The organism is Erwinia sp. V90_4 (assembly GCF_029967685.1).
Lineage (GTDB): Bacteria > Pseudomonadota > Gammaproteobacteria > Enterobacterales > Enterobacteriaceae > Erwinia > Erwinia aphidicola.
Window position 1 is genome coordinate 266357 of the sequence record NZ_JASCAQ010000042.1, and the last position, 12348, is coordinate 278704.

12 protein-coding genes are annotated in these 12348 nt (G+C 55.2%); 5 read left to right on the plus strand and 7 right to left on the minus strand.

Annotated features, from left to right (window positions below):
* Positions 1–11 precede the first annotated feature (11 nt).
* The 5 genes from ptsI to cysZ form a co-directional block, all read right to left on the minus strand.
* Positions 12–1739, minus strand: a complete 1728-nt coding sequence (ptsI, locus tag QLG07_RS09870; RefSeq protein ID WP_048915266.1) for a phosphoenolpyruvate-protein phosphotransferase PtsI — start codon at positions 1737–1739, stop codon at positions 12–14.
* 213 nt (positions 1740–1952) lie between these two features.
* On the minus strand, positions 1953–2210 hold the full coding sequence (gene ptsH / locus QLG07_RS09875; RefSeq protein ID WP_048915267.1) for a phosphocarrier protein Hpr: 258 nt from the start codon (positions 2208–2210) through the stop codon (positions 1953–1955).
* A 129-nt stretch (positions 2211–2339) separates the two neighbouring features.
* Positions 2340–2585 (minus strand): hypothetical protein, encoded by a 246-nt coding sequence (locus QLG07_RS09880; RefSeq protein ID WP_180276710.1) that lies wholly within the window; start codon positions 2583–2585, stop codon positions 2340–2342.
* A gap of 16 nt (positions 2586–2601) precedes the next feature.
* Positions 2602–3573 (minus strand): cysteine synthase A, encoded by a 972-nt coding sequence (cysK, locus tag QLG07_RS09885; protein WP_048915268.1) that lies wholly within the window; start codon positions 3571–3573, stop codon positions 2602–2604.
* 297 nt (positions 3574–3870) lie between these two features.
* Positions 3871–4632: a sulfate transporter CysZ gene (gene cysZ, locus QLG07_RS09890; protein WP_048915269.1), complete on the minus strand. Its 762-nt coding sequence runs from the start codon at positions 4630–4632 to the stop codon at positions 3871–3873.
* A 220-nt stretch (positions 4633–4852) separates the two neighbouring features.
* Between cysZ and zipA the strand changes: the two genes are divergently transcribed.
* From zipA to QLG07_RS09910, 4 genes are all read left to right on the plus strand, one after another.
* Entirely contained in the window at positions 4853–5812 is a 960-nt protein-coding gene (zipA, locus tag QLG07_RS09895) for a cell division protein ZipA (RefSeq protein WP_133623119.1), read from the plus strand.
* 70 nt (positions 5813–5882) lie between these two features.
* The gene (gene ligA / locus QLG07_RS09900; protein WP_282469131.1) at positions 5883–7895 is read left to right on the plus strand and encodes an NAD-dependent DNA ligase LigA; all 2013 of its coding nucleotides are present in this window, start codon (positions 5883–5885) and stop codon (positions 7893–7895) included.
* Position 7896: 1 nt separating this feature from the next.
* On the plus strand, positions 7897–8109 hold the full coding sequence (locus tag QLG07_RS09905; RefSeq protein ID WP_048915272.1) for a DUF3820 family protein: 213 nt from the start codon (positions 7897–7899) through the stop codon (positions 8107–8109).
* Positions 8110–8216: 107 nt separating this feature from the next.
* Complete coding sequence (locus QLG07_RS09910) at positions 8217–9686, plus strand: PhoPQ-activated protein PqaA family protein (RefSeq protein WP_282469132.1); 1470 nt, start codon at positions 8217–8219, stop codon at positions 9684–9686.
* A gap of 50 nt (positions 9687–9736) precedes the next feature.
* Here QLG07_RS09910 and QLG07_RS09915 read toward each other — a convergent pair whose 3' ends face one another.
* Positions 9737–10759: a bile acid:sodium symporter family protein gene (locus QLG07_RS09915; protein WP_282469133.1), complete on the minus strand. Its 1023-nt coding sequence runs from the start codon at positions 10757–10759 to the stop codon at positions 9737–9739.
* A gap of 93 nt (positions 10760–10852) precedes the next feature.
* On the opposite strand from QLG07_RS09915, the gene QLG07_RS09920 reads away from it, so the two are divergent.
* Entirely contained in the window at positions 10853–11773 is a 921-nt protein-coding gene (locus tag QLG07_RS09920) for a LysR family transcriptional regulator (protein WP_048915277.1), read from the plus strand.
* On the opposite strand, the gene QLG07_RS09925 is transcribed toward QLG07_RS09920, so the two are convergent.
* Positions 11770–12114, minus strand: a complete 345-nt coding sequence (locus QLG07_RS09925) for a FlxA-like family protein (RefSeq protein ID WP_282469134.1) — start codon at positions 12112–12114, stop codon at positions 11770–11772. The genes QLG07_RS09920 and QLG07_RS09925 overlap by 4 nt on opposite strands.
* Positions 12115–12348: the final 234 nt, after the last annotated feature.

Here is a 12348-nt window from a genome sequence, read left to right on the forward strand (position 1 = left end):
CGTTTCAGGCTTCAGCAGAGTGTTTTTTCTTCAATGAACTTGTTGACCAGGTTCATCAACTCGTCCGCTGTCGGTTGAGCCAGAGCCTGCTCTGCCAATGCCTTCGCATCTTCAAAATTCGTATTACGAATAATTTTCTTGATGCGTGGGATAGAAATGGCACTCATGCTGAATTCGTCCAGCCCCATTCCCAATAACAGTAGTGTAGCACGTTCGTCGCCTGCCAGCTCACCGCACATACCAGTCCACTTGCCTTCGGCATGAGAAGCATCAATAACCTGCTTAATCAGCGTCAGAACGGAAGGAGACATTGGGTTGTAGAGATGGGAAATCAGGTCGTTACCACGATCCACGGCCAGAGTATACTGCGTCAGGTCGTTTGTCCCAATACTAAAGAAATCAACTTCTTTTGCCAGATGGTGAGCGATAACGGCCGAGGCAGGGGTTTCCACCATAATGCCGACTTCAATGCTCTCATCGAAGGATTTGCTTTCAGCACGCAGCTGAGCTTTCAGCGTTTCAAGTTCGGCTTTCAGGAAGCGTACTTCTTCAACGGAAATCACCATCGGGAACATGATGCGCAGCTTGCCAAAGGAGGAGGCACGCAGGATCGCGCGCAGCTGGGCATGCAGAATTTCTTTGCGGTCCATACAGATACGGATTGCGCGCCAGCCGAGGAACGGGTTGTCTTCTTTCGGCAGGTTCATGTACGGCAGATCTTTGTCACCGCCGATATCCATAGTACGCACGATAACCGCCTGAGAACCCACAGCTTCCGCGACGGCTTTATACGCCTGGAACTGTTCTTCTTCGGTTGGCAGTGAGTCACGGTCCATAAACAGGAACTCGGTGCGGTACAGACCTACGCCTTCCGCGCCGTTGCGCTCTGCACCGGCCACGTCGCGTACGGTACCGATGTTGGCGCAGACTTCAACCTGGTGACCGTCAAGCGTCACGGCAGGCAGATCTTTCAGCTTCGCCAGCTCGTTTTTCTCGCTGAGATACTGGTGAGCGACCGCTTTCAGCTCTTCGATTTTCTCAGGCGTTGGATTCACGTACACCTGGTTGTTAACGCCATCGAGGATCAGGAAGTCGTCGTTTTTTACCTGGTTGGTCACATCGCCGGTACCTACGATAGCGGGCAGCTCAAGTGAGCGGGCCATGATCGAGGTGTGTGAGGTGCGGCCACCGATATCGGTGATAAAGCCAAGCACTTTGTTCAGGTTCAGCTGCGCGGTTTCTGACGGCGTCAGATCTTTCGCGATCAGCAGAACTTCTTCGTTGATAGCGCTGAGGTCAACGATATGCAGACCAAGGATATTTTGCAGCAGGCGTTTACCGATATCACGGACGTCGGCGGCACGCTCTTTCAGATATTCGTCATCGAGCTCTTCCAGCGCTTTCGCCTGGCCTTCGATCACGGAAAAGGCAGCGGCATCCGCTGTGGCATGCTCGTCTTTAATCAGGGCAATGATTTCCTGCTCAAGCTCTTCATCTTCCAGCAGCATGATATGCCCCTCGAAGATCGCTTCTTTCTCTTCACCGAAGGTTTCCCCGGCTTTGATTTTGATCGCTTCCAGCTGCACGGCAGCCTTTTTACGACCATCAAGAAAACGCTGAACTTCCTGATCGACCTGGTCGGCAGTAATCTTCTTCCGGTTGATGATAATCTCATCTTCTTTCAGCAGAAGCGCCTTGCCAAAAGCGATACCCGGTGATGCTAAAATGCCTGAAATCATAACCCTACCTTTTCTTTCTCTGATAATCATCTGAAGCAAAGTAGCCCAGATGACTGCATCGGTTGATCCACTCAGCGAGCCGGAACAGAATGCAATGTGAGTTGACTACTTTCGGCTACTTTACGAAAGCAACATCGCGGACGTACTGTCCGCGATCAATATTGCAATCATCTGTCCTGAAACACTGCGCTGGACAGCTGGAAAGTGTGCTGATTACTCGAGTTCAGCCATCAGTTTAACCAGATGCTCAACGGCTTTCTGCTCATCTTCGCCTTCTGCTGACAAGGTAACAACGGTGCCCTGAGTCAGACCCAGCGTCTGCAGCTTGAACAGGCTTTTGGCGCTGGCAGATTTGCCGTTAGAAGTAACGGTGATTTCGGAAGAGAAGGCTTTCGCTTCTTTAACGAACTGAGCTGCTGGACGAGTGTGCAGGCCGTTTGGTGCGGTAATGGTGACTTCTTGCTGGAACATTATGTTTCCCCAACTTCATGGTTTGGTGTTGTTGATCCAAAGTCTAGCCTGGAGGCATGACTTTAGCCTGTATTGAGTCGCGCTGGCATGGTATGAAGACTGGCCAAAAAATGCGCTGGTAAGGTGGAGTTAAGATTGAGTGAAAATCCGGGATTTTCGCCTCGCTTTTCCGCCTACCATTATGCCGCGATTACCTTTCAGCGCCAAACCAGTAAATCGATTCAGCTTGATCCAGTTCACGCCGCGATTAATTTTACGGATCGAAATAATTGGCAGTCTAAATACCAGACACACGAGGGTAAAATCAATCTGCAGGGTGACAAAAGTTTGACGCAGTCCACAAAAAAGCACCCGTTCGGGTGCTTTTTCAGACAATTTCGTCCAGCCGGCATTACTGCTGCAATTCTTTCTCAGTAAACAGGTCCGCAAACAGGGCGGTTGACAGGTAACGCTCGCCGGAAGAGGGCAAGATTACCACGATATTTTTGTTGGCGAACGCCTCGTCTTCCTGCAGTTTCAGCGCGGCAGCAACGGCTGCCCCGGAAGAGATACCGGCAAGAATACCTTCCTCTTCCATCAGACGACGTGCGGTGGAGATCGCCTCTTCATTGGTGATGGCGACCACGCGGTCAACCAGGTTGAGATCGAGGTTGCCAGGAATGAAGCCAGCGCCGATACCCTGAATTTTATGCGGGCCGGGTTTGATCTCTTCACCAGCAATCGCCTGAGCGATGACCGGCGAGTCAGTCGGTTCCACTGCCACGGTGATCAGGTCTTTTTTGCCTTTGGTGTTTTTGATGTAGCGGCTCACCCCGGTCAGGGTGCCACCGGTACCAACACCGGCAATAAAGACATCCACTTCGCCATCGGTATCTTCCCAGATTTCCGGGCCGGTGGTTTTTTCGTGGATCTCCGGGTTTGCCGGGTTGCTGAACTGCTGTAGCAGCACGAATTTATCCGGGTCACTGGCAACAATCTCTTCTGCCTTGCTGATTGCCCCTTTCATGCCTTTCGCACCTTCGGTCAGCACCAGGTTAGCGCCGAGTGCTTTCAGCAGTTTACGGCGCTCAACGCTCATGGTTTCCGGCATGGTTAGCGTCAGCTTATAACCGCGTGCTGCTGCAACATAGGCCAGCGCAATACCGGTGTTGCCGCTGGTCGGCTCCACCAGTTCGATGCCCGGTTTCAGAATTCCCCGTTTTTCCGCGTCCCAAATCATATTGGCACCGATACGGCATTTGATACTAAAGCTAGGGTTACGCGATTCAACTTTAGCCAGAATGCGTCCATTACCGATGCGGTTCAGTCGAACCAGCGGCGTATGGCCGATTGTTAAAGAGTTGTCTTCATAGATCTTGCTCATAGCCTGTCCTTAACTGTCTGAAATTTTGGGATTGGCTTAGAGCATACCTTGTTCAATTTCACAAGGAAGTGAAGAAATCGTATATAGATATGTTCGCTGGAAATAAGCCCTGCCGAAATGGCATAAGGGGCATCTGTAAGCATGAGGAATCAGTGCGCAGAGGGCGAACACGAAAGTATTACCAGGAATATTGGGTTGAATATCATCGCGGGATGACAGGTTTCAGGAGGGAGGGCTGCTTTCCGCACGGCCATCCCTGGCCGTGAGCCTGCTGCAATCAGCGGGGGTAGAGAACGTTTAGCGATGCAGTGCCAGCTGCGCGCGGTAACGATCGACCCACATCGCGGTAGCGCCGCAAACGGCGACGGGCAGGATCACCAGATTCAGAACAGGGATGAGGGTAAACAGGCTGACCAGCGCGCCGAACTGCATATTGTCGGTCTTATTTTGACGCAGGGCAGAGCGCATCTGGCGGAAGCTGACCTTGTGGTTATCAAACGGATAGTCGCAGTACTGAATCGACAGCATCCAGGCGCTAAACAGGAACCACAGCACCGGTGCAACGGTTTGACCAAAACCTGGGACAAAATAGAGCAACAGCAGGACCAGCGCACGCGGCAGATAGTAAGCCAGTTTCTGCCATTCGCGCTTCATTATGCGCGGCAGATCTTTCACCAGCCCGCTCCAGCCGCTGTCCGGCAGCGGTTTACCGGTCAACCTTCCTTCCAGCTGTTCCGCCAGTAGCCCGCAGAACGGTGCAGCAATCCAGTTGGCAATAGTGGAGAAAAAGTAGCTAAAGACTAAAATGATCGACAACACCACCAGTGGCCAGAGCAGATAGCTCAGCCACTGAAGCCAGCCGGGAACCAGTGCCATCAATTCTGGTATCCACTGGCCCATGCGGTGGAACAACCAGACAAAGGCGCCACCCATCAGGACGATATTCACTAATAGTGGAAGAATGACAAAACGACGGATGCCAGGCAGGCGGATCAGTTTCCATCCCTGGGCAAAATAGTGCACGCCGTTGTAAGCGTGGTCGGAATTGTGATGTGACATGGACTGCTTTTCTCCATTATTCGGGCAGGCTGTGGCTATCATAACCCAGCTTTTTCCACTTACCAGGTGCCCTTTGCGCGAAAAAACAGCAAAAAAGCACACCTGGTACGTGATATTTGTCAGAAAATACTGCACGGACTTGCACTTGTGTACTCGGGCAAATACAGTTAGAGGATAAAGTTTGCCGCGGTGGCAAGGTATTGGAACAACAGAGAATACAATGATGCAGGATTTGCGTCTGATATTAATCGTTGTTGGCGCGATCGCCATAATAGCGCTTTTACTGCACGGCCTGTGGACCAGCCGTAAAGAGCGCTCATCCGTTTTTCGCGATCGCCCGCACAAGCGTTTAAAGCAGGACAGAGAAGAAGCGTTCGAGGATGACGAAGAGGGCGTAGGTGAAGTGCGCGTACAGCGTAACCAGCCTGAGCCAACGGACACCTCCCTGGGTGGATTTAATGCCGGGGATGAGCCGCCGCGTCAGCCCAAACCACGTCAGCAGCCAGAACCTGTGCGTCATCAGCCACAAATTGACGAGCAGCCAGAGCTGGATCCGCTGTTTGGCGGTGAGTTGCCGCACGCGCCGGAACCTGAATACGATGAACCGGAAGTTTCAGCGCCGGTGCGTCAGCCTGAGCCTGCTCGCCCGGCCGTCACGCGTGAGCCTGTCAGCCCGCCCGCTGCGCCAGTGCAGCCAGCAGTGACGGAACCGACGGTTGAAGAGATTGCCGAGCAGAAGCGTGAAGAAGCGCGGCGTAAAGAGACCGTTCTGGTACTGCACGTTTCGGCCCACGCCGGTGGCGTGATCAACGGTGAAGCGCTGCTGCAGGGCGTATTGCAGGCTGGCTTCCAGTTTGGCGAAATGAACATCTTCCATCGTCATCTGAACCCGGCGGGCAGCGGCCCGGTCCTGTTCAGCCTGGCGAATATGGTAAAACCAGGGTCGTTCAACCCGGATAACATGTCCGAGTTCTCCACCCCGGGGGTCTCTATCTTTATGATGGTGCCGTCGTACGGTGATGCCCATCAGAATTTCAAGCTGATGCTGCAATCCGCACAGCGCATCGCCGACGATGTTGGTGGCGTGGTGCTGGATGATGAACGCCGCATGATGACGCCGCAAAAGCTGGAAACTTACAAGGCGCGCATCCGCGACGTTATTGACGCTAACAGCCTCTGAGTTTCCCGCTATAATCGAACTCTTCCCAAACCCCCGTCTTCGGGGGTTTTTTATCTTTGATGGTGCCGCTATGGAATCCGTACAACAACAACTCACCCATCTGCGAACCCAGCTTCGCCACCACGAATACCAGTACCACGTGCTTGATGCCCCCGAAGTCCCCGATGCGGAATATGACCGTCTGATGGCGGAGCTGCGCGCGCTGGAAGCTGAGCATCCTGAGCTCATCACCAGCGATTCCCCGACCCAGCGCGTCGGGGCTGCGCCATTAAGCGCCTTCGAGCAGGTGCGTCATGAAGTGCCCATGCTGTCGCTGGATAATGCCTTTGATGAAGAGAGCTACCTGGCATTTAACAAGCGCGTGCAGGATCGGCTGAAAAGCGTGGATGAGATCACCTTCTGCTGCGAGCTGAAGCTCGACGGACTGGCCGTCAGCCTGCTGTATGAGAACGGCGAACTGGTGCGCGCTGCCACCCGTGGCGACGGCACCACTGGCGAAAATATCACGGCTAACGTGCGCACTATTCGCGCCATCCCACTGCGCCTGCGTGGGGAGAATATTCCAGCCCGCGTCGAAGTGCGCGGCGAAGTGTTTATGCCGCAGCCTGGCTTCGAAAAGATGAACGACGAAGCGCGCCGCACCGGCAATAAGGTGTTCGCCAACCCGCGTAACGCCGCCGCCGGGTCGCTGCGCCAGCTTGACCCGCGTATCACCGCCAAACGCCCGCTGACCTTCTTCTGCTACGGTCTTGGTCTGCTGGAAGGCGGTGAAATGCCGCGTAGCCATATCGGGCGCTTGCAGCAGTTTAAAGCCTGGGGATTACCGGTCAGTGAACGCGTGCGCCTGTGCCACACCGCGGAAGAAGTGCTGGCGTTTTACCATCAGGTGGAGGCCGACCGCCCGAATCTCGGCTTTGATATCGATGGCGTGGTGATCAAAGTCGATTCGCTCGATCTGCAGGAGCAGCTCGGCTTTGTGGCACGCGCACCGCGCTGGGCGGTGGCGTTTAAATTCCCGGCGCAGGAGCAGATGACCGTGGTGCGCGACGTTGAATTCCAGGTGGGCCGCACCGGCGCGATTACTCCCGTAGCGCGCCTGGAGCCGGTGCTGGTCGCGGGCGTGATGGTGAGTAACGCCACGCTGCATAACGCCGATGAAATTGAACGCCTCGGCCTGAAGATTGGTGACCGCGTGGTGATCCGTCGCGCGGGTGATGTGATTCCCCAGGTGGTCAGCGTGGTGAAGAGCGCGCAACAGGCGCGTGAAGTGCAGTTCCCCACGCACTGCCCGGTCTGCGGCTCGGACGTAGAGCGCGTTGAGGGAGAGGTCGTTGCCCGCTGTACCGGCGGTCTGATCTGCGGCGCGCAGCGCAAAGGGGCGCTTAAACACTTTGTGTCGCGCCGGGCGCTGGATATCGACGGCATGGGCGAGAAGATCATCGACCAGCTGGTGGATAAAGAGTACGTGAAAAATCCGGCGGATCTGTTCGATCTCACCCCCGGCAAGCTGACCGGGCTGGATCGTATGGGGCCGAAGTCGGCACAGAACATCGTCGACGCGCTGGCGAAAGCTAAACAAACCACCTTTGCCCGCTTCCTCTATGCGCTGGGCATCAGTGAAGTTGGTGAAGCCACCGCTGCTAACCTCGCCGCGCATTTCGGTACCCTGGAGGCGTTAATGGCCGCCGATCTGGAGGCGTTAATCGCCGTACCGGACGTGGGCAAGGTGGTCGCCAGCCACGTGCGTAACTTTATGGATGAAGAGAGCAACCGTGAGGTGATCCGCCTGCTGGTCGAGAAAGCCGGCATCCACTGGCCGGAAGTGGTAGTGGTGAAAGCCGAAGAGATCGACAGCCCGTTCGCCGGGAAAACCGTGGTGCTGACCGGCTCGCTCAGCATTCTCTCACGCGACGAAGCGAAAGACCGGCTGGTGGCGCTGGGGGCGAAAGTCAGCGGCAGCGTGTCGAAGAAAACCGATCTGGTGATTGCCGGGGAAGCCGCCGGCTCCAAGCTGGTCAAAGCGCAGGAGCTGGGGATTGAGGTGATCGACGAAGCAGAAATGATCCGCTTACTGGGCGAGTGACATGGAAAAACAACACCTGATTGAGATCGCCAATACCGTCATGCCCTACGGCAAATACAAAGGGCGGGTGCTGATCGACCTGCCGGAAGAGTATCTGCTGTGGTTTGCGCGTAAAGATGAGTTCCCGCAGGGGCATCTGGGGGAGCTGATGCAGATCGCGCTGGCGATTAAAATCGAAGGTCTGGAAGGGCTGGTGAAACCGCTTAAGCGCTAGCTTAAACAGTTGATTTGCACCTTAAACAACCTTAGCCATGCGGCAACTGGCACTTTTTACGCGATATCATCGCCAGCTAATGATGATTTTAGCTAAAAGGAACGTTAATGCCGCGTTTAAGTGCTTATATTCTTACTCTGGCTGGCCTCACCGGCGCCGCTTGCTCTACCGCTGCCTGGGCTGATTGTGGTAATCCGCAAGACAGCTTCAGCAGTGTCATCCCCTGCTATCGTGCAGCGCTGGCATCTGAACCGCTGGACTACCACTGGCTAGGCAGCGAAAATCTCGAGCAGCTGGAACTGCGCCACTATTCACTCAACTCTCAGTCCTGGTCACCGGCAGGGTTGGTTCAGCCTGCAGTATGGCAGCACGATGTTGATATCTATATTCCGCAGAATGCGCTTTCCGCCCGGGCGGTGGTATTTATTAATAACGGCACCAATAATCCCGAACCGGGTAAGCCGGCCAAAGCCTCAACCGATATGACCAGAGAGAAATTAGCCTCGCTGGCGCGTAATACCCGCTCGATTATTGTCTCAGTCAGCAATGTCCCTAATCAGCTTCTCACTTACGCTAACGATGCGCAGGCTAAAGCGGAAGATGACAGCGTGGCGCACAGCTGGTCTATTTTTATGCAAGATCCGCAGGCAACGCCAACGATCCCGCTGCACGTACCGATGGCGGCCACGGTGTCGCAGGTGATGAATCTGGCAGAGCGCGAGCTTGATGAGTGGCAGGTGAAAAAATTCATTGTTTCCGGTATTTCAAAACGCGGCTGGACCACATGGCTGGCGGCGATAGCCGATCCTCGCGTTGAGGCTATTGCACCGTTCGCCATTGATTTACTGGGTATTCGCCCGGCGCTAAAGCATATGTATCGCAGCTATGGTAATAACTGGCCAGTGGCATTTTATCCCTATTTCCAAAAAGGGGTGGATACCAGCGTGGAAACGCCACAGTTTGCTGAGTTAATGAAAATTGAAGACCCGCTGGAATATAAAGACAGCGCGTACGGTCAGCGTCTGGAGATCCCCAAATATATTATTAATGCCAGCGGTGATGACTTCTATGTACCTGATAATAGCCGTTTCTACTTTGGCCAGCTGCCGGGGCAAAAATCCCTGCGTATGGCACCCAACAGCGGGCATGCAGGTATCCGTGACTTCGCCGAGCAGTCACTAACCCATTTTGTGAATCGAATCCAGCAGTCGCAGCCGCTGCCGGTGGTAACAACGGCATGGCAGGAGAGCCAGCTAAAAGTAACATTCTCCGAGTCGCCCAAAGAGCTTAAGCTCTGGCAGGCAGTAAACCCGGAAGCGCGTGATTTCCGCCACTCCTGTCAGATTGAATACCAGGCAGAAGCGCTGCCGATTAGCGAATCGCTGAATATCAAATTAGCATCACCGGAGAAAGGCTGGCAGGCAACCTACGTTGAAGCCACCTTCGCAGATGGTTTTGTTGCCACAACGCCGGTCTATATTACTCCGGATGATAAATATCCAACGGTTGCGCCAGCGGAGAAAGGCCCGGCCTGTAAGACGCTGCCGGGACGTGGCCTGGGGGAAAGTCAGGAATAAAGAGGGGTAACCGTCGCAGCCGCTCGGTCTGCGACGGTAAGTGTGGCACGTTACTTCTGCGATTCAACCACCGCTTTACTACTCGTGGTGGCTTTTTCCCCGGTGGCCAGCTTCTCTCCCGCCCTCTTATAGCGCTGCGCCAGCATTGAACAGACCATCAGCTGCACCTGGTGGAAGATCATCAGCGGCAGAACGATAATCCCCACCGCCGCGGACGGGAACAGAATGTTCGCCATCGGTACGCCGTTTGCCAGGCTCTTTTTCGAGCCGCAGAACAGAATGGTGATCTCATCCGCCCGATTAAAGCCGAACAGCTTCGCGGCGGCCAGGTTAACGGCCAGCACCACAAACAGCAGGCCAAGGCTGCCGACCACAATCCATACCAGGGTCATCGCCCCCACGCGGTGCCAGATACCGTTGACCACCGCTTCACTAAAGGCGGAGTAAACTACTAGCAGAATCGACGCCTGGTCGGTTTTACCAATCAGGCCACGGTTGCGCTCAACCCATCCGGCAATCCAGCGGCGCGACAGATGACCAATCACGAACGGCACCAGCAGCTGCAGCATAATGCGACCGATCTGCGCCAGGCTGCCGCCCGGGACGTCGCTGTGGACGTTCATCAGCAGGCCAACCAGCAGAGGAGAGATAAATACCCCCAGCAGGCTGGAAGCCGAAGCGCTGCATACCGCCGCCGCAACGTTCCCCCCGGCCAGAGAGGTCAGGGCAATCGATGACTGTACGGTAGCCGGCAGGATCGACAGATACATAAAGCCGGTATAAATCTCGGTGCTGAGATTAAGCGGATGCCACCAGACAAACAGCATGCCCAGCGCCGGGAACATGACGAAGGTGCTGAACATCACCCACAGGTGCAGACGCCAGTGGCCGCCGCCGGCGATGATTTTCTCCCGCGACAGCTTGGCGCCGTGCATAAAGAACAGCAGGGCGATCGCGGCGGTAGTCAGCCACTCAAAGAAATCAACAAAATGGCCGCGCGCAGGCAGGAAAGAGGCCAGCAGCACGGTGATAATCAGTTTCAACATCAGTGGGTCGATACGAAAAATACGCATGTTAATGCCTGGTTAAAAAAACATGCGGCTATTGTGCGCTGACGAGGTTTAGAAATAAAATTGATTTATTGAATTCATATATGAGCAAAATCGATGAATTATACGCTTCGTCAGCTGCGCGTGTTTGTTGCCGTGGCCCAGCAGGGCAGTTTCAGTCAGGCGGGGCAGCTGATTGGCCTGAGCCAGTCTGCCGTCAGCCATAGCATTAAAGAGTTGGAAAACGAAATGGGTATTCGCCTGCTGGATCGCACTACCCGTGAAGTGCTGCTGACCGAAGCAGGTGAGCAGCTCGCCAGCCGCCTTGAACGCCTGTTAGAGGAGCTGAACAACACGCTGCTGGATGTGCGCAGCTACGGGCAGCAGCGCAGCGGGACGGTGCGTGTGGCCGCCAGCCAGACCATCTCCGCACATCTGATGCCGCAGTGCCTTGCGGCTGGGCAGCTGCATTACCCGGAGATCAAAGTGATGCTGCGCGACCGCCCTCAGCAGTGGGTGCTGCAAAGCATTCGCAATGCGGAAGTGGATTTTGGCATTGTCGTCGGGCCGCTGCAGGCCGACGATCTGGAGTCGGAGGCGATCCTCGATGAACCCTTTCTGCTGCTGTGCCGTCAGGATGACCCGCTGGCAGCGCAGGCGACCATCCACTGGCATATGCTGAATCAGCGCACGCTGGTATTACAGGATTATGCGTCCGGTAGCCGGGTGCTGATTGATGAGGCACTGCGCGTGCAGCAGGTGCAGGCGGAAATCGCCCAGGAGATTGGCCATCCGGCCACGCTTTACCCGATGGTGGAAGCAGGGATTGGTATCAGCATTTTGCCTGCGCTGGCGCTGCCGTTACCGCAGGGCAGGCCGCTGATGGTCAAGCGCATTCTGCCGGAAATAAATCGCACCATTATGCTGATACGGCGTAAAAACCGCTCGCTGACGCCTGCGGCAGAAGCTATCTGGCAGGAAGTGCGTCAGCAGGCGGAACTGCTGACGCAACAGCGTGCCAGTGCGCCGCCGTTTTAGATATAAACGTTCAGCGTATTGGTTGCCGTTGGGCGGTTAACGCCGTCAGCAACTTTACTGCTGCCGCTATCAGGCTGCTTACTCGCTTCCTGCTTTTCCGCCGCTTTTTCCGCCTGCTGCTGCTGGATTTGCGCCAGCTGGGCCTGCAGCATCGCGATCTGGCCTTCGATCATCTGCTGCTGCTCAGACTTCTGCTCATCCGTCAGCTCATGGTCGTCACTCAGGCTTTTAAGCTGGTTTTCCAGCGCGATGATTTGCTTGGTGATGCTGGTGGTTTGTGAAGCTGAGCTGGCGCTGCCTGAACTGCTGGCGACGCTGCTACTGCTGCCGATAGTGCTCATCTCTGTCTCCTTTGTCATTAACCAATACGGGTTATCGGACGGGATCGCATAAGACTTGAGGCGTTAAAGCGTAAAAGGAGTGATAAGAAAGTGCAAAGAGGGGCAGGGTGACCAGTAAAGTTGGGGGAATTGCGCGCCAAATCCGGGACGACCAGAAAAGCGGTCGTCCCCTACAAAACCCGGCGCGATATGCGACTTACCGGCTCGTAGTGGCTGACCCTCTTTTTCGGTCAG